The sequence below is a fragment of the Mesorhizobium dulcispinae genome (genome assembly GCF_033977345.1).
GTDB classification, from domain to species: Bacteria; Pseudomonadota; Alphaproteobacteria; order Rhizobiales; family Rhizobiaceae; genus Mesorhizobium; species Mesorhizobium dulcispinae.
Genome location: NZ_JAVIIY010000002.1, coordinates 380,155 through 402,117 on the forward strand (window position 1 = coordinate 380,155; position 21,963 = coordinate 402,117).

18 protein-coding genes are annotated in these 21,963 nt (G+C 63.5%); 8 read left to right on the forward strand and 10 right to left on the reverse strand.

Translation table 11 applies throughout. The features are described from left to right. Position 1: 1 nt before the first annotated feature. The 3 genes from RFN30_RS06580 to RFN30_RS06590 all read left to right on the forward strand — a co-directional run bounded on the left by RFN30_RS06580 (position 2) and on the right by RFN30_RS06590 (position 3,714). The gene (locus RFN30_RS06580; RefSeq protein ID WP_320261296.1) at positions 2-763 is read left to right on the forward strand and encodes an MBL fold metallo-hydrolase; all 762 of its coding nucleotides are present in this window, start codon (positions 2-4) and stop codon (positions 761-763) included. A 443-nt stretch (positions 764-1,206) separates the two neighbouring features. Next, positions 1,207-1,980 (forward strand): NAD kinase, encoded by a 774-nt coding sequence (locus RFN30_RS06585; protein ID WP_320261297.1) that lies wholly within the window; start codon positions 1,207-1,209, stop codon positions 1,978-1,980. A gap of 189 nt (positions 1,981-2,169) precedes the next feature. Next, positions 2,170-3,714 (forward strand): DEAD/DEAH box helicase, encoded by a 1,545-nt coding sequence (locus RFN30_RS06590; RefSeq protein WP_320261298.1) that lies wholly within the window; start codon positions 2,170-2,172, stop codon positions 3,712-3,714. Between the two features lie 114 nt (positions 3,715-3,828). Here the strand turns inward: RFN30_RS06590 and RFN30_RS06595 are convergent, their stop codons facing one another. The 8 genes from RFN30_RS06595 to RFN30_RS06630 all read right to left on the reverse strand — a co-directional run bounded on the left by RFN30_RS06595 (position 3,829) and on the right by RFN30_RS06630 (position 12,621). Continuing rightward, entirely contained in the window at positions 3,829-4,437 is a 609-nt protein-coding gene (locus RFN30_RS06595; RefSeq protein ID WP_320261299.1) for a hypothetical protein, read from the reverse strand. 349 nt (positions 4,438-4,786) lie between these two features. Beyond that, positions 4,787-5,437, reverse strand: coding sequence for a YiaD family glycine zipper/OmpA-like lipoprotein (locus tag RFN30_RS06600; RefSeq protein WP_126094149.1), 651 nt, complete (start codon positions 5,435-5,437; stop codon positions 4,787-4,789). A 105-nt stretch (positions 5,438-5,542) separates the two neighbouring features. Continuing rightward, entirely contained in the window at positions 5,543-5,911 is a 369-nt protein-coding gene (locus tag RFN30_RS06605; protein WP_320261300.1) for a GFA family protein, read from the reverse strand. Between the two features lie 192 nt (positions 5,912-6,103). Continuing rightward, the gene (locus RFN30_RS06610; protein ID WP_320261301.1) at positions 6,104-6,481 is read right to left on the reverse strand and encodes a hypothetical protein; all 378 of its coding nucleotides are present in this window, start codon (positions 6,479-6,481) and stop codon (positions 6,104-6,106) included. 301 nt (positions 6,482-6,782) lie between these two features. Continuing rightward, positions 6,783-7,208 (reverse strand): GFA family protein, encoded by a 426-nt coding sequence (locus RFN30_RS06615; RefSeq protein ID WP_320261302.1) that lies wholly within the window; start codon positions 7,206-7,208, stop codon positions 6,783-6,785. 152 nt (positions 7,209-7,360) lie between these two features. Beyond that, positions 7,361-8,492, reverse strand: a protein-coding gene (prfB, locus tag RFN30_RS06620; RefSeq protein WP_320261303.1) for a peptide chain release factor 2 whose coding sequence is annotated in 2 segments (ribosomal slippage) — positions 7,361-8,425 and positions 8,427-8,492 — 1,131 coding nt in all. Because the reading frame shifts where the segments join, the coding sequence is not laid out codon by codon here. 183 nt (positions 8,493-8,675) lie between these two features. Further along, positions 8,676-11,132: a penicillin-binding protein 1A gene (locus RFN30_RS06625; RefSeq protein ID WP_320261304.1), complete on the reverse strand. Its 2,457-nt coding sequence runs from the start codon at positions 11,130-11,132 to the stop codon at positions 8,676-8,678. Between the two features lie 232 nt (positions 11,133-11,364). Further along, positions 11,365-12,621: an N-acetylmuramoyl-L-alanine amidase gene (locus RFN30_RS06630; RefSeq protein ID WP_320261305.1), complete on the reverse strand. Its 1,257-nt coding sequence runs from the start codon at positions 12,619-12,621 to the stop codon at positions 11,365-11,367. Positions 12,622-13,262: 641 nt separating this feature from the next. Between RFN30_RS06630 and RFN30_RS06635 the strand changes: the two genes are divergently transcribed. Continuing rightward, complete coding sequence (locus RFN30_RS06635) at positions 13,263-16,235, forward strand: Rne/Rng family ribonuclease (RefSeq protein WP_320261307.1); 2,973 nt, start codon at positions 13,263-13,265, stop codon at positions 16,233-16,235. Between the two features lie 103 nt (positions 16,236-16,338). Here RFN30_RS06635 and RFN30_RS06640 read toward each other — a convergent pair whose 3' ends face one another. Further along, complete coding sequence (locus tag RFN30_RS06640) at positions 16,339-17,268, reverse strand: glutaminase (RefSeq protein WP_320261308.1); 930 nt, start codon at positions 17,266-17,268, stop codon at positions 16,339-16,341. Positions 17,269-17,272: 4 nt separating this feature from the next. After that, the gene (locus RFN30_RS06645; protein WP_320261309.1) at positions 17,273-18,421 is read right to left on the reverse strand and encodes a pyridoxal phosphate-dependent aminotransferase; all 1,149 of its coding nucleotides are present in this window, start codon (positions 18,419-18,421) and stop codon (positions 17,273-17,275) included. A 190-nt stretch (positions 18,422-18,611) separates the two neighbouring features. Here RFN30_RS06645 and RFN30_RS06650 point away from each other — a divergent pair, with 190 nt between their 5' ends. The 4 genes from RFN30_RS06650 to accB all read left to right on the forward strand — a co-directional run bounded on the left by RFN30_RS06650 (position 18,612) and on the right by accB (position 21,949). Beyond that, complete coding sequence (locus RFN30_RS06650) at positions 18,612-20,024, forward strand: M48 family metalloprotease (RefSeq protein WP_320261310.1); 1,413 nt, start codon at positions 18,612-18,614, stop codon at positions 20,022-20,024. A gap of 56 nt (positions 20,025-20,080) precedes the next feature. After that, positions 20,081-20,884, forward strand: a complete 804-nt coding sequence (locus RFN30_RS06655; protein WP_320261311.1) for a DsbA family protein — start codon at positions 20,081-20,083, stop codon at positions 20,882-20,884. A gap of 145 nt (positions 20,885-21,029) precedes the next feature. Next, positions 21,030-21,464: a type II 3-dehydroquinate dehydratase gene (gene aroQ / locus RFN30_RS06660; protein WP_149801995.1), complete on the forward strand. Its 435-nt coding sequence runs from the start codon at positions 21,030-21,032 to the stop codon at positions 21,462-21,464. A gap of 26 nt (positions 21,465-21,490) precedes the next feature. Further along, positions 21,491-21,949 carry an acetyl-CoA carboxylase biotin carboxyl carrier protein gene (accB, locus tag RFN30_RS06665; protein WP_320261312.1) on the forward strand — a complete coding sequence of 153 codons (459 nt, stop codon included), beginning with the start codon at positions 21,491-21,493 and terminating at the stop codon, positions 21,947-21,949. The last annotated feature ends 14 nt before the right edge of the window (positions 21,950-21,963 follow it).

The window sequence follows — 21,963 nt, forward strand, 5'->3', positions numbered from 1 at the left end:
TATGAGCATGCTTCCGGTCATCGAGGCTCCGGACTGGTACGAGACCATCCGCATGGGCGAGGACGTCACGTTCATCCATGAGCCATGGATAAAGCCGTTCTTCCGCTGCAGCATCTGGCACGTGCGCGGCCGCGACCGCGATCTTTTGTTCGATACCGGCCTCGGTCATTTCAGCCTGCGGCGCCACGTGCCGTTGGTCACCGAGCGCAAACTGGTCTGCGTCGCCAGCCACACGCATTTCGACCACATCGGCTGCCACCACGAATTTCCGGATCGCTGCGTGCATTCCGCCGAGGCCGAAATCCTCGCCGATCCGCGCAACGAATGGACGGTCGCCGACCGCTATGCGACAGACGATATGTTCGACGGCATGCCTGAGGGTTGGGATATGGCCAGCTACCGCGTCCTGCCCGCGCCTGCCGACCGGCTGCTCGAGCATGGCGACGTGGTCGATCTCGGCGATCGTGCCTTCGAAGTCATCCACACGCCTGGACATTCGCCCGGCGGCATCGCGCTCTACGAGAAGAAGACTGGCATCCTCTTGTCCGGCGACATCGTCTATGACGGGCCGCTGATCGACGACGTCTACCACTCCGACATCGACGATTATGTGAAAACGTTGCTTGCCATGCGCGACATCGATGTCTCGGTCGTGCATGGCGGCCATTTCCCAAGCTTCGGCAAGGTGCGCTATCGCCAGCTCATCGACGAGTATCTGGCGCACAAGCGCAAGGCCGGATGCCACCTGGCGCCGAGCCGCTGAACGATCACAGACAAACGTGATTGTGGCTTAGAGCGCCCTTTGCGGACAGGGCATTCCGGCGGCGTCGCCGCAGCGGGAGGCCGCCGGCTGCGGCCGCTGGCTCATCTCTTCCGAATGACGCACCAGTTCGGCGAACATGAGGGCGAAACTTCCCATCATCAGGAAGACTATGATCAGGCGTGTTACCGGCAATAGACAGGTCTCTCGACTGGCTAGCCCCCGCCAACCCATCCACTGCGGGCTAACATGACCGATCCGGCTTTACGAGTGTTTAAGCTCCGTCTTAACCATGGCGGTCATCACATTCGTTGCATGCCTGTCATGAAGCGCGAGCGCACCCCCCTGTCTGCACCGTCCGGCATGCCGCCCTTTGCAGATGCGGACGGCGCATGCTACGCCGTCGCCCGCGGCCAGCAGGCGGTCGCGGTCGCCGTTCGGGATCCATGAGCAAAGAAACCAGCCGTTTCGCCTTCGTCTCTTCCGACACCGACGACGCCCGCGCGGCGTTGGAGACCTTGTCGGCGCGCTATGGGCAAATACCTGTTGCCGAGGCGGAGATCGTCATCGCGCTCGGTGGCGATGGTTTCCTGCTGCAGACGCTGCGCGACACGATGAGCACGGGCAAGAAGGTCTACGGGATGAACCGTGGCACCATCGGCTTCCTGATGAACGAATATCGCGCCGGCGGCCTCGAGGAGCGTATTTCGAGAGCGGTATCCGAGACGATCCGCCCGCTGGAGATGCAGGCGGTGACGCACGAGGGCGAAACGATCTCGGCGCTCGCGATCAACGAAGTGGCGCTTTGGCGCCAGTCCTATCAGACGGCCAAAATCCGCATCACCGTCGACGAGCAGGTGCGGCTGGAGGAGCTGAACTGCGACGGCGTGATGATCGCAACGCCCGCCGGTTCGACAGCCTACAATCTGTCGGCGCACGGGCCGATCCTTCCGCTCGACGCGCCGCTTTTGGCGCTGACGCCGGTGAGCCCCTTCCGGCCCCGGCGCTGGCGCGGCGCGCTGCTCTCCAACAAAGCGACCGTGCGCTTCGACATATTGGAGTCGGAAAAGCGCCCGGTGAACGCCGCCGCCGATCACACCGAGGTCAAGGCGATTGCCTCGGTCACGGTGCGGGAATCGCCGACCGCGACCGCGACGCTGCTGTTCGACCCCAACCATTCATGGAACGAGCGTATTCTTGCCGAGCAATTCCGCTATTGAGCCGGCGCAAGACAATAGCCCCGATTAAGCGTCGCGATTAAGGTTAGTCTTCACAATTGCCGGATTTGCGGCCGTTTCTGTTGACAAATCGCGGACTTGCGCCTAACTGCAACCGCGATCTTGCAGGCGCGCAGCGCTTGCCGCAACGTGTGTTGCGATTTTCCCGAACCAGCCGAAGACAGCCATCACTTGTCCGCAGACACCCAGACCGCTCAAGAAGCGTTGACGTTCACAGACCTCGGCCTCTCGCCGAAGGTCCTCTCCGCAGTCACCGATGCCGGCTACACCAAGCCGACCCCGATCCAGTCCGGCGCCATTCCGCATGCGCTGCTCGGCAAGGATGTGCTGGGCATTGCCCAGACAGGCACCGGCAAGACCGCTTCCTTCGTGCTGCCGATGCTGACCCGGCTGGAAAAGGGCCGTGCACGTGCCCGCATGCCGCGCACGCTGATCCTCGAGCCGACACGCGAGCTCGCCGCGCAGGTCGAAGAGAACTTCGTCAAATACGGCAAGAACCACAAGCTCAACATCGCGCTGCTGATCGGCGGCGTCTCCTTCGAGGAGCAGGACAAGAAGCTGGAGCGCGGCGCAGATGTGCTGATCGCCACGCCCGGCCGACTGCTCGACCACCGCGAGCGCGGCAAGCTGTTACTCAACGGCGTCGAGATCCTCGTCATCGACGAGGCCGACCGCATGCTCGACATGGGTTTCATCCCCGATATCGAGCGTATCTGCGAGATGATCCCGTTCACGCGCCAGACGCTGTTCTTCTCGGCGACCATGCCGCCGGAAATCACCAAGCTCACCGAGAAATTCCTGCACGCGCCTGTGCGCGTCGAGGTCTCCAGGGCCGCCTCCACCGCGACCAGCATCACGCAACGCCTGGTGAAGTCAGGCTCGAAGCCGTGGGAAAAGCGCGAGACGCTGCGCAACCTGATGAACGCCGAGAGCGATGGGCTGAAGAACGCCATCATCTTCTGCAACCGCAAGGTCGAAGTATCGGAGCTTTTCCGCTCGTTGCTGAAGCATGATTTCGATGCCGGCGCCCTGCACGGCGACATGGACCAGCGCGCCCGCATGCAGATGCTCGCCAATTTCCGCGACGGCAAGCTGCGCTACCTCGTCGCCTCCGACGTCGCCGCCCGCGGCCTCGACATTCCGGACGTCAGCCATGTCTTCAACTACGACGTGCCGATCCACGCCGAGGATTACGTCCATCGCATCGGCCGCACCGGCCGGGCCGGCCGCTCCGGAAAATCCTTCACCATCGCGACGCGTGCCGACACGAAGTATGTCGACGCCATCGAAAAGCTGATCGGCGCCAAGATCGAATGGCATGACGGCGACCTGTCGACCGTCACTGAGAGCGAAGGCGAGGATGCACCCCGCCGTGGCCGTGGCGCGCCACGCCGCGCCGGCCGCAAGGACGAGGACCGCAAGGGCCGGGGCGAGCGCAAGAAAGGTGCGGACCGCCACGCAAGGCATGACGAGGCGCCGGAGACGCCGCGCGAAGAACAGCCGGTCGCCGAGGTTGCCGACATCGCCGAGCGCCGCGCCCGCAAGGACGCGATCTGCTCCGAGAACGACCGCAACAAGGGTTCCGCCAACCGCAACGAGCAGCGCGGGGATACCCGTCCTCACCGCGACCGCCGCCATCGCCAGGAGGAAGACGACGCGACAGTCGGCTTTGGCGACGACGTGCCCGCCTTCATGCGGATCGTCGCAAAAGTCTGACCTTCACACAGCGTCGGCAGAAGCGAAGACGGCCCCGAACGGGGCCGTTTCTTTGCTATCGCTTCGCTTGAAGGATTCAGCCAAGCACTTTTCCCGGATTTGTCCCGCTGCCGCTTACATCGGTCCCGGCATCATCTTGGTCGGTTTCTCTAGCATCGGAAACTCGGCCTTGTTACACGTCACCTTCGGGTTCGTCGGACTGAACATGCCGTTCGGGTTGTCCCTGAACAGCCAGGCGTGAAGATCGTAATGCACGAACTCCTTCGGGATCAGCGGATAGTGCCCCTCCATCGGCCCCATGAATTTCTGGCCAAATAGCGTAGGGACTTCCTTGACGTCCGGCGTCAGCGGCACCAGCCATTCCACCCCGACCAGTTTCAAGCCTTTCTTGGTCGGCTCGTAGATGAGGACGTTGGGTTTCATCGGGTCGAGCTTCTTGCCGACACTTGGGACGTTGACGAAATGGACGCCCATGGCGCCCTTCGGATAGTCCATCGTGCCGGGTATCTTCTCGCCAGAGAAGTAGACGCAGCCTTCAGTCGACAGATAGAGGTCGCGGATGGCGGCCTGATAGTCCTCATATTTGGCCAGCGATTTTTTCAAGGCTTCGATGTCGGCTTTGTTGGCCTCCTCGGCCTGAGCCGTGGCGGCGCCAAGCCACGCGCCCAAGAGGCCAGTCAAAACGAGGACGCCGCAGCGCCCAAGGCGAGCCGTTCTTGTCATGCATTCCTCCCAGACTTCTATTCTGGCCGTGCAAGACCGAGGCGGAAAAATGTCGATTGCGCGGCCGGTTACCGCCTCATCCCCTCTGGAACAGCGTCGATGCTAGTCCTTTCCAAGGTTCTGGAAAAGTATCAATTAGAGCAAGCTAATGACCTAAGACTTTTGACCTAAAGCGCGCCGCACAGGAAATGGATTCAGGCGACGCGCTTTAAGTCTTCATTTCGATGCACGTCGTCTCCCCAAACCGCTGCGCACTTTTGCGCGACATGCGTCGATTCGAGGTCGCGCCAATAGAAACGGCCCCTTCCGGAGCCGTTTTGCTTGTTGCTTCGCTGAAAGCGTGTTTTGCTCAGGTGAGCGGCGAAAGCTGGATCTCGACGCGCCGGTTCTGGGCGCGGCCCTGGGCGGTCGCGTTGGACGCGATCGGGCGCGTCTTGCCGAAGCCGGTGACGGCGAAGCGGCGGGAATCGACGCCCTGGCCGGAGAGGTAGTTGGCGACGGCCAGCGCGCGGCGCTGCGACAGGTCGAAATTGTGCTCGTCGCCGCCGGTCGAGTCGGTGTGGCCGAAGACGTCGACCGTGGTCTGGCGGAACTTGTTCAACACCAGCGCCACCGAATTCAGCACCGGGTAGAAGCCCGGCTTCACCGCGTCCTGGTCGACGTTGAAAGTGATGTCGGACGGCATGTTGAGGATGATCTGGTCGCCGCTGCGGGTGACGCTGACGCCGGTGCCCTGCAGCTGGCGGCGCAGTTCCGCTTCGTTCTGGTCCATCGTCGCGCCGATCGCGCCGCCGGCGAGCGCGCCGATGCCCGCGCCGATCAGCGCGTTGCGGCGGTCATTGCCGCCGGCCAGCAGACCAAGGCTGGCACCCGCCAAAGCACCAAGGCCGGCGCCGGCCGCGGTGTTGGAGATCTTCTGGTCGCCGGTATACGGATCGGTGGTGGTGCAGGCGCTCACGAGCACAGCCGTCGCCACGACGACGAGCACGGTCTTCTTCATAAGATGGTCCCTCTCCAAATCGCGGCCATTGCAGCCGCGCCAAATCAGCCCTTCCGCACGCGTTGTACCATGAATTGCGGCAAAAAGCGGAACGGCAAAGCATTGCTACCAGAGGTTCTTGCCGTCGATCACCACCACTTCGACCTTGTCGAGGTCGAAATCGTCGAACAGGCGGGAGTTGACGCTGATCTTCGGGTTGTCGAAGTCGGGCTGACCCGTCGACCAGTCCGGGGTTTCGGTGAACGTGCCGCAGCCGCAAGTGGCGCAAAAGCCATGCTTGATGGTTTTCGAGCCCCAGCGATAGAAGGAGACGTTTTCAGGCGGGCTGGTGAGCTTGAATTGCGACGGGACGTAATAAGCCCAGAGCGACCCGCGCTTGGAGCAGAATGAGCACGTGCACTGCGTCACCGTCCGCGGCGCCTCGGACACTTCGAAAGTCGTAGCCTTGCAGTGGCAGCTTCCCTTGATGGTCATGGACGTCACCTCTCCGTTGTCCGCCGCCCGCCCGCGCAAGTTCCAGAGCAACCCCTGCGGAACTTCTCCAGCAGCAAGGCAACATAAAGAAGTGGTCCTGACAACCGTCTGTCAGCAAGGCTCGGCACGTTGATCGCCGCGGTCGAGGCCCCGCGTGCTTTCGAGCGCTACCCGTCCAGCGGCGGTCGGCGCCTAATAAGAGCGCGGAGGTACGAACAGGCAAATTGTCTTGCCAGCATCGAGACCCGCCTGATGCGCGCACCAGTGGAATTCACCGTCCGGGCTGTCCTTGACACGCTTGTCGGTCATGGGAACGACCTCACCGGTGTCGGCGATGACATAGCCCTCGGGTTTCTCCAGAACCTCGCCCGTATGAGCCGTGCGGCAATCATAATTAGCGCAGCAGGCAAACGGATAGCTCCAGCCTTGCGGCAGCGCCGCCGTGGGTTTGGCGTCGTGCGCGACGGCGGTCGCGGTCAGCATCACCATCCCGACAGTGGCCAACAGGGAAAACAGGAGTCGGCCGGCCGGGCGAACGGCTTGGGCCGATCTTGACTTGGCAGCAGACATCGAAGCGTTCCTTTCGAGCATCAAGCGTTTTTTCGCTTGCCCGTTCCCGGAACGTGTCTTCCCAGTGGCCGGATCGTCAGTCGCAGATGTGCCGCGTCCGGCCATACATGCTTCTATCCCCCAGTCCGAATGCTGGGCTGATTCCTTGGCCGGCGCAAGAAGTGGGCGCGCCCTTCGGATCGCACCGGGGTTCAGCATCGGCCACAGAAAAGGGTGCGCCGACTTGCTTAATGAGAATTAAACGACAAGCCTGCGACCAGGGTGCCTAAGAACGAAATTCTGCCGACGGAAGTTCCGGCCGTCAGCCGGTGACATGTTCACGATATTGCGGCAGGTCGTCCGTAATCGTGAACCATGGCGCCTTGGAACCGACGAAGATGTGTGCATTTGGGCGAATGCTCGGATCGTCCATCAACGTCCCCATGGCAACGTGGACGTAGGCACCCTCCCGCACCAATGAATAGAGCAGCGAGCCGCATTGCCCGCAATGCGCGTCATGGCCGAAGGCATCGCCATAGATCAGCAAGCTGTCGTCTCCCGCGGTGAGGCGAAACTTGTCGCGCTCGATGCCCGCAAAGGGCTTGAAGGCCGACCCCGTAGTGCGACGGCAGTTCGAGCAATGGCAATTCGCCGCGTAGGCGAATTCATCGGCCACCTCGTAGCGGACCGTGCCGCAGAAGCATTTTCCGGCAAGCGTGCGGGCACCTGCCTTTTCCGGATTTGCCAAGGTCTCTCTCCCTGCCGGTCGCCACCCGCCGGAAAGTTTCGGAATGCCCTAAAGCGCGTCGCGCTGAAACGGATTCAGGCGACGCGCTTTAAATCTTTCTTTTTATGCATGTCGTTTTCGCAAAACCGCTGCACAGTTTTGCGCGACATGCATCAATCGAGGTCGGCCACCGCCTCGCCTGCGCCGCCCTCGATGCGATGCGACAGCGAGGCCTCCATGAACTCGTCGAGGTCGCCGTCGAGCACGCTTGACGGGCTGGTGTTTTCGACGCCGGTGCGCAGATCCTTCACCAGCTGATAGGGCTGCAGCACATAAGATCGGATCTGGTGGCCCCAGCCGATGTCGCTTTTCGACGCCTCGGTTGCGTTCGCCACGGCCTCGCGCTTCTTCAGCTCTTCCTCGTAGAGCCGGGAGCGCAGCATCTCCCAGGCCTTGGCCCGGTTCTTGTGCTGCGAGCGTTCGGCCTGGCAGGCAACCGCGATGCCGGTCGCGAGATGGGTGATGCGAACCGCCGAGTCGGTCGTGTTGACGTGCTGACCGCCCGAGCCGGACGAACGATAGGTGTCGATGCGCACGTCGGACTCGGAAACGTTGATCTCGATCGTGTCGTCGATGACGGGATAGACCCAAACGCTGGCGAAGGAGGTGTGGCGGCGCGCGTTGCTGTCATAAGGCGAGATGCGCACCAAGCGGTGGACGCCGGATTCCGTCTTCAGCCAGCCATAGGCGTTGTGGCCCTTGATCAGCACGGTGGCCGACTTGATGCCGGCCTCTTCGCCTTCATGGACTTCCAGCACCTCGACCTTGAAGCGGCGCCGCTCGGCCCAGCGCGTGTACATGCGCAAGAGCATCGAGGCCCAGTCCTGGCTCTCGGTGCCGCCGGCGCCGGCATGGATTTCCAGATAGGTGTCGTTGGCGTCGGCTTCACCCGACAGCAGGGTCTCGACCTGGCGGGCCTTGGCCTCGCCCTGCATCGAACGCAGCGCCGCTTCGGCTTCGGCGACGACACCCTCGTCGCCCTCTTCCTCGCCAAGCTCGATCAGGCCGATATTGTCATCGAGCGCCTGGGTCAGCCCTTTGACCGCCGCGATGCCTTCATCGAGGCTCTGGCGCTCCCGCATCAGCTTCTGGGCTTCGATAGGATCGTTCCAGAGGCTGGAATCTTCGGCGCGCGAGTTCAGGTACTCAAGCCGCTTGATGGCCTGATCCCAGTCAAAGATGCCTCCTCAGCAGGGTTATCGCCTGCCTGATCTCGTCGACAATGTTGAGCGTTTCCGCGCGCATGGGTCTTCGTTCTGTCCTGTTCTTCTCGTTCTTTTCGGAGTCGGCGCGATACATAGGCACGGCACCGCCGCCTGTAAAGCGAAATGGGCCGCTAGACCATGATCCCGAAAAGTGGATACCGGTTTTCGGAAAAGATCATGGTCAAACAAAAAGATAGCCGGCCCATTTCGAATTGAAACGCTGCTAGTAGAGCCCGCCGCCGCCGTCCTGGATGGCCTGATTGGCCTGCGGCGACAGAGCGCCGCCGGCACCGTTGGAGCCGTCCGCGCCCATGCCGATGACCCAATAGCTGTCGGCCGGGCCGGTGCCGGGCTTGAACGCCTCGATGATGGTGTTGGGGTCGCCCTCGGCCGCGCGCATGCCGGTCTTGCGGTTGATCGCGATCAGCTTCATGCCTTCCGGAACCTGGAAGTCGACATTGGGCGTGCCGTCGAGCGCGACGCGCATGAAGTCCTTGAAGATCGGCGCGGCGAGGCCGCCGCCGGTGGCGCCCTTGCCGAGGCCGCGCGGCGTGTCGTAGCCCATGTAGAGACCGACGACGAGGTTCGGCGTGAAGCCGATGAACCAGGCGTCCTTCTCGTCATTGGTTGTGCCGGTCTTGCCGGCGATATGACGGCCGAGCTCGGCGATGGTGGCGCCGGTGCCGCGCTGCACCACGCCTTCCATCATCGAAGTGATCTGATAGGCGGTCATCGGATCGAGCACCTGCTCGGAATTGTCGACCAGTTCCGGCTCGACCTGGTTCTTCCATTCGGTGGCGTTGCAGCCCTCGCAGCCGCGTTCGTCCTGCTTGAACACGGTCTTGCCGTAGCGATCCTGGATGCGGTCGATCAGCGACGGTTTGATCGACTTGCCGCCATTGGCCATGATCGAATAGGCGGACACCATGCGCATCACCGTCGTCTCACCGGAGCCCAGAGCCATCGGCAGGTATGGCGCAAGATGATCGTAGACGCCGAAGCGTTCGGCATATTCCACGACCAGCTTCATGCCCATGTCGTTGGCGAGCCGCACCGTCATCAGGTTTCGCGACTTCTCGATGCCCGAGCGCAAGGTGGCCGGGCCGGCGACCGTGCCGTCATAGTTCTTCGGCGTCCAGGTCGTGTTGCCGCTCTGGATGGTGATCGGGCCGTCCATGATCACGGAAGCCGGCGTGTAGCCGTTGTCGAGTGCCGCCGAATAGACGATCGGCTTGAACGAGGAGCCGGGCTGGCGCATCGCCTGCGTGGCGCGGTTGAACTCCGACTGCGCGTAGGAGAAGCCGCCGACCATGGCCAGCACGCGGCCGGTATGCGGGTCCATAGCGACCAGGCCGCCTTCGACCTCGGGCACCTGGCGCAGACTGTAGGTATTGTCGGAGCCGTCGTTCTTCTGCACGAAGATGACGTCGCCGGGCTCAAGCACTTCCGCCGGCGCTTTCGCCCGGACGGACTTGCCGTTGACGAAATGGCGCATGGCGAAGCCCATGTCGTCCTTCCTGACGCTTCCCTCAACGCGGTCCTTGACGAGGTCGCCAGAAACCTGGCGCGCCGGCTGGATGCCGATGGTCAGCCCATCGGCAGAACTGTCGAGCACGACGGCCAGCGTCCACTCCGGCACGTCCTCCAGCCCCTTGACCGCACCGAGCGGAACGCCCCAGTCGCCGGAAATGTCGATATGGGTCACCGGTCCGCGATAGCCGCGGAGCATGTCGTATTTCAGCAGCCCGTTCTGCATCGACTTGCGGGCGATCAACTGAATCTTCGGATCGAGCGTCGTGCGCACCGACAGGCCGCCCTCATAGAGCGCGTTCTCGCCGTAGCGGGCGATGATCTGGCGGCGCACCTCCTCGGTGAAAAACTCGCCGGCGAACAGATAGGAGCCGTTGCGGCGCGGCGTTACGCCGAGCGGCTCGGCCTTGGCCTTGGCGCCTTCCTCGCGCGTGACGTAGCCGTTCTCGACCATCTGATCGATGACCCAGTTGCGGCGCTCGAGCGCCCGGTCGGCATGCTTGAAGGGATGATAATTGTTGGGGCCCTTGGGCAGCGACGCGAGGTAAGCGGCTTCTGCGACTGTGAGTTCGTTGACCGACTTGTCGAAATAGGTGAGCGCGGCGCCGGCAACGCCGTAGGCGCCGAAGCCGAAGAATATCTCGTTAAGATAGAGCTCGAGGATGCGGTCCTTCGAATAGGCCTGCTCGATGCGGAAGGCCAGGATCATCTCCTTGATCTTGCGCTCATAGGTCTGGTCGGAGGTGAGCAGGAAGTTCTTTGCCACCTGTTGGGTGATCGTCGAGGCGCCTACCTGGCGCCTGCCGGAGCCGAAATTCTGCAGATTGACGATGATGGCGCGGCCAAGGCCGGTGATATCGATGCCGGGGTGATTGTAGAAGTTCTTGTCCTCGGCCGACATGAAGGCGGCCTTGACGCGGTCCGGGATGGCCTGGATCGGCAGATACAGGCGCCGCTCGCGGGCGTATTCGGCCATCAGCGAGCCATCCGAGGCATGGATGCGCGTCGTCACCGGCGGCTCGTATTTGGCCAGGACTTCGTAGTCGGGCAGGTCCTTCGTCAGATGGCTGATATAGATGGCAAGGCCGGCAGCGACCAGCAGCGCCAGCGTCGTGCCGATGCCGAAGAAATAGCCGATGAGACGAATCATGCCCGCTCCAGTCCGAGGTTCGGGATTTTCCTAAACGAAGCCGACAGTCGCGCAAGCTTCACGGGGCGGTCCCAATCCGCAATGGAAAACCCATGTCGCGACCATGTGGACAAAATACGGCAGCGCGAAGTTTCAGGACTCGGTCCGCCAATAATAACGCCACGTGTTGTCGTCGCGCAACGCTGCTTTAGGTTGTGTGACGGCTCAAGGTTGTGGGCGGGTGCAGTCCCCGTCAGCCACCAGCCCTGGCTCCTGCCTTCGCCGCGGCAAACAGGGCAACGGCGTTGGTTATGCTCTGGGCCGCTTTGCCGCGCCAGTCGGCGCTGAGCAGCTGCGCCTCGTCCTTATTGTTGGAGAGATAGCCAAGCTCGACCAGCACGGAGGGAACGTCCGGCGCCTTCAGCACCTTGAAGCTCGCCGAGCGCTGCGGATTGTTGATCAGGCCGACGCTGGTCGACAGCTGGCCGACCAGCGTGTGGGCGAAGCTCATCGAAAAGCCGTGCGTCTCTCGGCGGATCAAGTCGATCAGGATGTCAGTGACCTCCTTGTTGTCGTCCTCGATCTTCATGCCGGCGAACTGGTCGGACAGGTTTTCGCGATCGGCCTGCGCCTGAGCCTCGGGATCGGAAGCCTTGTCGGAGAATGTGTAGACCGTGGCGCCTCGGAGGCCCTTGACGGCGATCGTGTCGGCATGGATGGAAATCAAAAGATCGGCTTCGTGCTGGCGGGCGATGCGCACGCGTTCGTCGAGCGGCAAGTACACGTCATTGTCCCGCGTCATGTACACATCGTACTTGCCGACAGCAGCCAGCTTGTCGCGCAATTCCGTGGCGAAGGCGAGCGTAACATTCTTCTCCACCGTGCCGCCCGTGCTCTCCGCGCCGCCGTCGACACCGCCATGGCCGGGATCGATGACCACGGTGAAGCGATGCCCGGGCGCGGAGACCGGTCCGGTGCCGACGCGGCCACCCTTGTCGGTGGAAACGGTCGAGCCGGTCGTCAGCGACTGGTTGGCCAAAGCCTCGTCGAATTCGCGTTCCGACGCGGCCGACATGTCGATGGCGATGCGATAGCCGCTGCCGTCGTCATTCTTGAGTACATCGAGCTTGTCGACGGCGAACGGCCCCCTGCCGGTGAGGATCAGCCGCGAGCCCTCACCCTGATCGCCGTAGCGAACGGCGCGCACCAGGCCGCGCGGCTTCACGTCCTTTGCGTTGAGGGCGAATCGCGTGCGCGGCAGATCGACGACAAGGCGGTTGGGTCCGCGCAGCAGGAACCACTTCAGGTCCGGTTCGTGATCGAAGGTCATGACGATCCGCATCTTGGTGGCGTCGCCGGCCATCTTGTAGCCGGTTGCGCCAAGAAGCCCGTCGGCCCGCGAGGCGGAGGTCAGGCCAAGCAGGATCGCCAGCAGGAAAAGGGCCCTTGCCATGAGCCGGAGATGCCCGGCGGCGCCACGCCACTTGTCTGCGGTGCCTGCCAGTCCCATCTCTTTGTCCGTCGCTCCCGGTTTGGCGCGCCTCGCGGCGGCTTGTTTTGCAGATGGGCCTGTCTGGCGGCCAACTCGATTAACGATTGGTATCCAGAGAAGGTTAACCAAGCCTTTTCAAGCGGTGGATGGAGCGCGATCTTCCCCAACGGAAGCGCTTTTTGCCGGCATCCGAAATCGGGGTTGCCTTCCACCCCGCCAAATCATAAAAGCGACATTGGATCACTGCAATCCAGGAACCGCCCGCCTCCGCAGTTTCCCCCAAGGGGTAAGATGTGAAGGCGCTTCCAGGTTTCAGGTGATCGCGACGATTTTCGCAGGCGTGCTCCCGTGGCGGGGGAATCACCTGCGCGATGAAAACGGCCGGGATGTCCCGTGCCGGCTCTGTGTGAGCAAATAAGCTGGTCCGGCCAAGCCCGGGCTTTGGTTCAAAAGGTTCTGCTGGGTGCCGATGGCTTCAAGCGCAATCATGGAAAGGTCCGCATCGAACCGCGCCATTGTGGCTGCGGGCGGCACCGCCATCGCGTTGAAGCTCCGGCCGGCGGACAGTCAATTATCCGGCATCCACACAAATCCAGGCACAAAGCGGCGGGGCCTGCCTCGCCAGCTGCGGCTGATGGCTGCCGGGAGGAAACGAAATAATGCCCAACAAGATGCTGATAGACGCCTCCCACCCGGAGGAAACACGCGTTGTTGTCGTTCGCGGTAACCGCATCGAAGAATTCGACTTTGAATCCCAGGACAAGAAGCAGCTCAAAGGAAACATCTATCTCGCCCGCGTAACCCGCGTCGAACCTTCCCTTCAGGCAGCCTTTGTCGAGTATGGCGGCAACCGTCACGGTTTTCTCGCCTTCAGTGAAATTCACCCCGACTACTACCAGATCCCGGTCGCCGACCGTCAGGCCTTGCTGCGCGCCGAAGCGCAGGAGGCCGAGGACGAGGACGACGAGGAGGCTGAGGGCGGCGAGGAGCAGCAGGCGCGCGATCGCGGCGGCCGCCGCAGCCGTCGGCGCGGCGGCAGGAACCGCGACCGCGCCGAGCAGAAGCGCGGCGCCGATGCGGCCGGCTCCGAGGAAACCAACGAAAACCCTGAAGAGATAGCGGCTTCCAGCGCTTCCGTTAGTGAGCCCGGCGACGCAGCCGATGCCACGACGGAGGCCGTCGACACAGTCTCCGAGACCGTCGAGGCCGTGACCGAGGCAGCCGGCGAAGACGAGCACGAGGCTCCCGAGGCCAGCAGCGAGACCGCCGAAAGCGAAGCCGCCGAGCATGCGGATAACAAGCCGTCCGAGGGCGGCCCTAGCTCAATGGCTGCAAGCGTCGACGCCGATGTGATTTCGGAAGCGGTGCCGCAGACCGAATCCGACAGCGAGGTCGCTCCGGCCAGCGAAGCGGCCCCCAGCGACAATGATCGCGGCATGCTCGAAGAGGTTTCGTCCGCGCATTCGGACGAGCACGAGATCGAATCGGTCGGCGCCGAGGATGCTCTGGAAGAGGTCCGCAACCGCCGCAAGCCGGTCCGCCGCCAGTATAAGATCCAGGAGGTCATCAAGCGCCGCCAGATCCTGCTGGTCCAGGTCGTCAAGGAAGAGCGCGGCAACAAGGGCGCGGCGCTGACCACCTATCTCTCGCTCGCCGGCCGTTATTCGGTGCTGATGCCGAACACCGCGCGTGGCGGCGGCATCTCGCGCAAGATCACCAACGCCCAGGACCGCAAGCGGCTGAAAGAGGTCGTCGCCGACCTCGAGGTGCCGCAGGGCATGGGCGTGATCCTGCGCACCGCCGGCGAAAGCCGCACCAAGGCCGAGATCAAGCGCGACTACGAATATCTGATGCGGCTCTGGGAGAATGTCCGCAGCCTGACGCTGCAGTCCACGGCCCCTGCCCTGGTCTATGAAGAAGGCAGCCTGATCAAGCGCTCGGTGCGCGATCTCTATAACAAGGACATCGACGAGATCCTGGTCTCCGGCGACGACGGCTATCGCGAGGCCAAGGACTTCATGCGCATGCTGATGCCGAGCCATGCCAAGGTGGTGCAGCCCTATCGCGACACAACGCCGATCTTCGTGCGCAACGGTATCGAGGCGCAGCTCGACCGCATGCTGCAGCCGCAGGTGACGCTGAAGAGCGGCGGCTACATCATCATCAACCAGACCGAGGCGCTGGTCTCGATCGACGTCAACTCCGGCCGCTCCACCAAGGAGCATTCGATCGAGGACACCGCGCTCCACACCAATCTGGAGGCCGCCGAGGAAGTCGCCCGGCAGCTGAGGCTGCGCGACCTTGCCGGCCTGATCGTCATCGACTTCATCGACATGGAGGAGAACCGCAACAACCGCTCCGTCGAAAAGCGGCTGAAGGATCACCTCAAGAACGATCGTGCCCGCATCCAGGTCGGCCGCATCTCGCATTTCGGCCTGATGGAGATGTCGCGCCAGCGTATCCGCGCCAGCGTGCTGGAATCGACGATGAAGCCCTGCCCGCATTGCGGCGGCACCGGCCATGTGCGTTCCGACTCTTCGGTGGCGCTGATGGTGGTGCGGGCAATCGAGGAGTTCCTGCTCAAGGATTCGCGCAGCCATATCATCGTGCGCACGCCGGCCGCGACCGCGCTCTATGTGCTCAACCACAAGCGCGCCAACCTGGTCGAGCTCGAGGCCCGCTTCGGCCTGACCATCACGCTCGAAGCCGACGAGACGCTGGGTGCGCAGCACTACGCGATCTTCCGCGGCTCGGTGGCGGAGAAGCCGGAAGGCTTTGTCGAGGTGCGCAGCCTGCCGACTTATGTCGAGCCGGAAGAGCCCGAGGACGAGATCGTCGTCGAGGAAGAAGAAGAGGTCTCGGTCCAGGCCGAACAGCCGCGCCATGCGCAGCAGGGACAGCACCAGCTGCGGTCCGAGGATGGCGAAGGCGGCCGCAAGCGCCGCAAGCGCCGGCGTCGGCGCGGCGGCAAGGATCGCGACCGTGAACACCAGGCCCCTGGCGATGCCGTTTCGGCCCCCGCGCCGGCGGATGCCGCGGCGACGCCAGGCGAAGCAACGGCCGAGGTGACGGCTGAAGCACCGGCCGAGGTGGAAGCGGCCGAAGAAGGTCAGGGCAAGAAGCGCCGCCGCGGCAAGCGCGGCGGCAAGCGCAATCGCCGCGAGGAAGGCGAAATCGCCGCCGATGCCGACACCGGCGATGGTCTCGAAGGCGAAGTAACGGACGTCGAAGCTCCCGAAGGCGCGCCGCCGGTCGCGGTAGCCGAGGGGCAGGCCGCGCCCTCGCCCGCCAATGACGATGCTCCAGAGACCGAGAAGCCGAAGAAGCCGCGCCGTTCGCGAGCAAAGAAGGCCGCCGAGGAGACGGTCGCCGAGAAAGCGCCCGAGCCGGCGGCGGAATCTTCCGCTGAACCCGTGAACGCCGAACCCGTGGCCGCCGAACCGGAGCTGGCAGTCGCCGCTTCTGCTCCGGCTGAGGCCGCGGTGCCTGTCAATGCGCATCCGACGCGGCGCAAGCCCCAGTCGATCGACGCGCCGGTCGTCCCCGTCGTTTCGTCCAGCGTCAGCGACGAGGCCAAGACCGAAGAAAAGCCGAAGCGCGCCGGCTGGTGGCAGCGGAAAGGCTTTTTCTAAGATTTTCAGCCGTTTAGGTTGATCTTTTAACAAAATCCCGCGCTATCCGGCGCGGGATTTTTCGTTTTCAGGCACTTCCGGTCTGGGTGGCAGAACCCGCGGTTCAAGGCGCGAAGATCGACCAGTTCATCATCCTGGCGAGCTTCTCAAGCGCGATCGAGCCGAGCTTGGAGTTGCCGTTCTCGTTGAGGCCGGGCGACCAGACGGCGAGCGAGGCAACGCCCGGCACGATGCCAAGGATGCCGCCGCCGACGCCGCTCTTTCCCGGAATGCCGACGCGGAAGGCGAAGTCGCCGGAGCCGTCATAGTGGCCGCAGGTCAGCATCAGCGCGCCGATGCGGCGCGCCCGCTCGGTCGACACGACCGAATGCCCCGTCGCCGGATTCCGGCCGCCGTTGGCGAGGAAGCGGCCGGCCATGGCGAGTTGCCGGCAGCTCATGGCGATGGCGCAATGATGAAAGTAGACGCCCAAGGCCAGCTCCGGTTCGTGATGGAGATTGCCAAAGGATTTCATGTAGTTGGCCAGAGCGAAATTGCGGTAGCCGGTGGCGCGCTCGGAAGCCGCGACCTCGCGGTCGATGATGATCGTATCGTCGTCGGCCAGGAACTGGACGAAGCGCAGGATCTCGCCGATCGCCTCGCGCGGCTGATGGCCGGCAAGCAGGACGTCGGAGACGACGATCGCCCCGGCATTGATGAACGGATTGCGTGGAATGCCGTTCTCATGCTCCAGCTGGACGATCGAATTGAACGGGTTGCCTGAGGGCTCGCGGCCGACGCGCTGCCACAGCGCGTCGCCGACCTTGCCCAGCGCCAACGTGAGGGTGAACACCTTCGAGACGCTCTGGATCGAAAACGGCTGATCGGCATCGCCGGCAAGGATGACGCGCCCGTCATTGGTCACGGCGGCAATGCCGAATTTCTGCGGATCGACCTTGCCGAGTTGCGGGATGTAGGTGGCGACATTGCCGCGATCGCTGCGCTCCGCCATTTCGGCCGCCACTTCGGCCAACGCTTGTTCGAGTTCCGGCATGGCGCTATTTCAGCCAGCGTTCGATGCGCGCCAGCGCCTCGACCATGTCATCGTGGCTGCCGGCATAGGAAAAGCGCATGGTGCGGTGGCCCTGCAGCGGATCGAAGTCGCGGCCGGGCGTGGCCGCCACATGCGCCTCGGCCAGCATCTTGCGCGCGAAGGCCATGCTGTCATTGGTGTGCCGGGTGACGTCGCAGAAGGCATAGAATGCGCCGTCCATCGGTGCGGCGAGCGCAAAGCCGAGCTCCGGCAGCCGCTTCATCAAAAGGTCGCGGTTCCAGGCGTAGCGCGCCTTCACCGCTTCTAGCTCTTGCGTGGCCTTGAAGGCTTCGATCGCCGCAATCTGCGACAGCTCCGGCGGCGAGATGTAGAGACTCTGGGCGATGCGCTCGACCGGCCGCACCAGCTCTTCCGGCAGCACCATCCAGCCGATGCGCCAGCCGGTCATGCAGTAGTATTTCGAAAACGAGTTGATCACCGTCACGCCGGCGCCATAGGCCAATGCGCTGACATCGGGCGCGGCATAGGCCAGCCGGTGGTAGATCTCGTCAGAAATCACCGCGATGCCAAGCTCCTCGGCCGTCTTTACCAGCGCCGCAAGCTCGTCCGCCGGGATCACCGCGCCGGTCGGATTGGCCGGGCTGGCAAACAGCACGCCTTTCAACGGCTTGTCGCGATGCGCGTTCTTCAGGTGTTCGGCGTGCAGATAGGCGTCCGATCCAAGCTCGATCTCAACAATCTCGATGCCGAGCGCGGCCATGATGTTGCGATAGGCGGGATAGCCGGGCGCCGCGATGGCGACGCGGTCGCCGGGATCGAACATCGCCAGGAAAGCCAGGTTGAAGGCAGCGGACGAGCCGGTGGTGACGGCGATACGGGCCGGCGCGACATCGATCCCGTAATGCTCGCCATAGTGCGCGGCGATCGCCTTGCGCAGCTCCGCCAGGCCCAGAGCGTCGGTATAACCGATGCGGCCGTGCTTTAGAGCCAGGGCCGCGGCTTCGCGGACGCCGGCCGGCGCCGGATCCGACGGCTGGCCGACCGCCATCGACACCACGGGAACGCCGGTGGCCTTCAGCCGGTTGGCTTCGGCCAGAATATCCATGGCGTGGAACGGCTCGACCTCGCCGCGGCGTGAAAGCGAAACGACCATCTGACCTCTTTCAGCCTGCCTTTGGTTGGCAAAAATCCACAGGCAAAGCAACGCTCGCTTGCCTTGGAGCTGCCGCGGTTCGACGGCAGCGCCGCACAAATGCCCGATTGATGTGGGGATCACAAGCGCGCAGGAAGTTATCGGCGCCGACTTTTCATCCTTCGCCCGCTCGTCTACCAGTGGACCTGTCATGTGGAGCCGACCCCGAACGATGATTGACAGATCGACCGCGATAGGGCGAACCGCGCGCGGATTCGCGACACTCCTGCTTGCAGCCGCAGTCGCGGTATCCGCCTCCGTGAACGCTTTCGCGCAAGGCGTGCCTGTGGTGCGCGACGCCGAGATCGAAGCATTGGTGCGCGACTATGCCCGGCCGATCTTCAAGGCGGCAGGCCTCGCCAATGACGGCATCGATATCGTTCTCGTCAACGACCAGAGTTTCAACGCCTTCGTGACGGGCCGCCGCCTGTTCATCAACACCGGCGCGCTGGTGACGGCCGAAACGCCGAACGAGATCATCGGCGTCATCGCGCACGAAGCCGGCCATATCGCAGGCGGCCATCAGCAGAAGCTGCGCGACCAACTCGACCGCGCCAAGACCATGGCCATCATCGCCACGCTGCTCGGTGCGGGCGCGATGGTCGCAGGCGCCACCACCAAAAGCCGCGGCCTTGCCGGCGCGGGCATGGGCGTTGCCGCCGGCGGCGGCGAGATGGCACAGCGCAGCATCCTTGCCTATCAGCGCGGCGAAGAAATCACCGCCGACCGCTCGGCGATCACCTATCTCAACGCCACCGGCCAGTCCGGCATGGGTATGCTGAAGACCTTCGCCCGCTTCCAGAGTGCGCTGTCGCTGTCGGGCACCCAGCTCGATCCCTACCGGATCAGCCATCCGATGCCGCAGGAGCGCATCGCCAACCTCGAAGTGCTGGTCAAGGCGAGCCCGTACGTCAACCAGGTCGACCCGCCGGCGCTGCAGCAGCGGCATGACATGATGCGCATCAAGATCGCCGCCTATATGCAGGGCCAGGCGGCCGTGGCGCGGCTGATGCGCAAGAACCCTACCGGCATCGCCTCGCGCTATGGCGACGCGCAGCAGACCTATCTCTATGGCAATCCGGGCGCAGCGCTGACCAAGACGGCGGCACTGATCAAGGAACAGCCGAAGAACCCGTATTTCCAGGAATTGCGCGGCGACATCCTGATGAAGGTCAACAAGCCCAAGGATGCCGCGGATGCCTATGCCAAGGCCGTCAGCCTCGATCCGGCGCGATCCGGGCTGCTGATGGTCTCGCTGGGGCAGGCGCTGATGGCGGTCGGCACGCCGGATTCGGTAAAGAAGGCGGTGACGCAGCTCAACAACGGAATCGGCCGCGACAAGGAGAATGCGGAAGCCTATCGCTACCTGGCGCAAGCCTATGGCGAATTGGGGCAAATCCCGGCTGCCGATCTCGCGACCGCCGAAGGCCATTTCTATTCGGCCGACTACAAGAATGCGAAGATCTTCGCCATGCGCGCTCAACAGAAGCTGAAGCGCGGCGAGCCAGGCTGGCTTCGCGCGCAGGATATCATAAACTACACGCCATCGAACAAACTCAAATGAACCTCCCGGCCGTGCGCGGCGACTAGAGAGACCGGGACAGGCAGAAGGACATAATCATGAACAAGGCAATCCTGCTCGGCAGCGCCGGCGTGGCGGTAGCGCTCGGCATGCTGGCATTCGGCTTCGTGGCAGGAAGCCCGCAGGCCGCGAAAGCCGACACGACGCAGGCCATCCAACTGGCCTCCGCCGACACCAAGATCGACCGCAAGGAGGTCGAAGGCATCATCCGCGACTATCTCTTGAAGAATCCGGAGGTCCTGCTCGAGGTTCAGGACGCGCTCGAGGCCAAGCAGAAGGAAGAGCAGCGGCTCGCCGCGCTCGGCGTCATCAAGGACGCGAAGGACGAGATCTTCAATTCCACCTTCGACGGCGTCGTCGGCAACCCCAAGGGCAAGGTCACCATCGTCGAGTTCTATGACTACAATTGCGGCTTCTGCAAACGCGCCATCGAAGACATGAAGGCGCTGACCAAGGCCGATCCGGATCTGCGCTTCGTGCTCAAGGAATTCCCGATCCTCAGCCCCGATTCACAAAAGGCCAGCGTGGTCTCGATGGCCTTCCACTTGATGATGCCGGAGAAATACGGCGAGTTCCACACCGCGCTGCTCGGCGGCCAGGGCCGCGCCACCGAATCGACCGCCATGAAGGTCGCGCTTTCGCTCGGCGCCGACGAGGCGAAGCTGCGCGAGAAGATGAAGGATCCGAGCATCAACGAGGCGCTCTCGCGGACCTACGATCTCGCCACCAAACTGTCGATCACCGGCACGCCGTCCTATGTGGTCGGCAACGAGGTAGTGTTCGGCGCGCTCGGACAGCAGGTCCTGGCGGAAAAGATCGAGCAGGCCAAGAGCGCGCTATAGTTCGTTACGGGTTGCGACAACAGGCGGGTTTTCCGCCTGTTGTGGACAGCGAAAGAACGCACTTGCGCTCTTTTCGCCGGCGGCTATGCCCATTATAGAGGTCCGGCGCGCCGGCTGGTGGCCGAGCGCCGAAGAGGTCGGCATATTGAAAACGATTTTCGTCCTGAACGGTCCCAATCTCAATGCGCTCGGCAAGCGCGAGCCGGGCATCTATGGCGGCAAGACGCTTGCCGCCATCGCCGAGGATTGCAAGGCCGCGGGCGCGGCGCTCGGGCTGGAGATCGATTTTCGCCAGTCCAATCATGAGGGCGACCTCGTCGACTGGATCCAGGAGGCCGGCGACAAGGCCGCCGGCATCGTCATCAATCCTGGCGCCTACAGCCACACCTCGATCGCCATCCACGACGCCATCCGAGCCATCGCGCCGCTGCCCGTCGCTGAAGTCCATCTTTCCAATATCCACGCGCGGGAGCCTTTCCGCCACGTCTCCATGGTCTCGCCGGTCGCTGTCGGCATGATCTGCGGGTTCGGGCCACTCGGCTACACGCTTGCGCTGCAGGCACTGGCGGCACGCCTGTGACCGGCTCCCAAACAGAAGGCTCGAAAATGTCGATAAAGAAGAACGGTGTTGACCAGCAGCTGATCCGCGATCTGGCGGGCATACTGAACGACACCAACCTGACCGAGATCGAGGTCGAGCTCGGCGACCTGAAGGTGCGCGTGTCGCGCCAGTCGCAGGCCGTCCACGCGGTCGCCGCTCCGCTTCCCATGCCCGCCGCCGCGGTTGCCGCGCCGGCGGCGGCTGTCCCGGCGGCGGCAGCCGATCCTGCCAAGAACGCCGTGCCCTCGCCGATGGTCGGCACCGCCTATCTGGCGCCGTCGCCCGACGCCAAGCCGTTCGTCGAGATCGGCCAGACAGTGAAGGAAGGCCAGACGCTGCTCATCATCGAAGCGATGAAGACGATGAACCAGATTCCCTCGCCGCGCGCCGGCACGGTGACGGCGATCCTGATCGAGGACGCCCAGCCGGTCGAATACGGCATGCCGCTCGTGGTCATCGAGTAGAGCCGGGAACAGCG

What these genes read in the sequence shown, in the direction of transcription:
- RFN30_RS06580 (WP_320261296.1), top strand. Translation starts at nt 2, where the DNA reads ATGAGCATGCTTCCGGTCATCGAGGCTCCGGACTGGTACGAGACCATC.
- RFN30_RS06585 (WP_320261297.1), top strand. Translation starts at nt 1,207, where the DNA reads ATGAGCAAAGAAACCAGCCGTTTCGCCTTCGTCTCTTCCGACACCGAC.
- RFN30_RS06595 (WP_320261299.1), bottom strand. Translation starts at nt 4,437, where the DNA reads ATGACAAGAACGGCTCGCCTTGGGCGCTGCGGCGTCCTCGTTTTGACT.
- RFN30_RS06600 (WP_126094149.1), bottom strand. Translation starts at nt 5,437, where the DNA reads ATGAAGAAGACCGTGCTCGTCGTCGTGGCGACGGCTGTGCTCGTGAGC.
- RFN30_RS06605 (WP_320261300.1), bottom strand. Translation starts at nt 5,911, where the DNA reads ATGACCATCAAGGGAAGCTGCCACTGCAAGGCTACGACTTTCGAAGTG.
- RFN30_RS06610 (WP_320261301.1), bottom strand. Translation starts at nt 6,481, where the DNA reads ATGTCTGCTGCCAAGTCAAGATCGGCCCAAGCCGTTCGCCCGGCCGGC.
- RFN30_RS06625 (WP_320261304.1), bottom strand. Translation starts at nt 11,132, where the DNA reads ATGATTCGTCTCATCGGCTATTTCTTCGGCATCGGCACGACGCTGGCG.
- RFN30_RS06630 (WP_320261305.1), bottom strand. Translation starts at nt 12,621, where the DNA reads ATGGGACTGGCAGGCACCGCAGACAAGTGGCGTGGCGCCGCCGGGCAT.
- RFN30_RS06635 (WP_320261307.1), top strand. Translation starts at nt 13,263, where the DNA reads ATGCCCAACAAGATGCTGATAGACGCCTCCCACCCGGAGGAAACACGC.
- RFN30_RS06640 (WP_320261308.1), bottom strand. Translation starts at nt 17,268, where the DNA reads ATGCCGGAACTCGAACAAGCGTTGGCCGAAGTGGCGGCCGAAATGGCG.
- RFN30_RS06645 (WP_320261309.1), bottom strand. Translation starts at nt 18,421, where the DNA reads ATGGTCGTTTCGCTTTCACGCCGCGGCGAGGTCGAGCCGTTCCACGCC.
- RFN30_RS06650 (WP_320261310.1), top strand. Translation starts at nt 18,612, where the DNA reads ATGTGGAGCCGACCCCGAACGATGATTGACAGATCGACCGCGATAGGG.
- RFN30_RS06655 (WP_320261311.1), top strand. Translation starts at nt 20,081, where the DNA reads ATGAACAAGGCAATCCTGCTCGGCAGCGCCGGCGTGGCGGTAGCGCTC.
- accB (WP_320261312.1), top strand. Translation starts at nt 21,491, where the DNA reads ATGTCGATAAAGAAGAACGGTGTTGACCAGCAGCTGATCCGCGATCTG.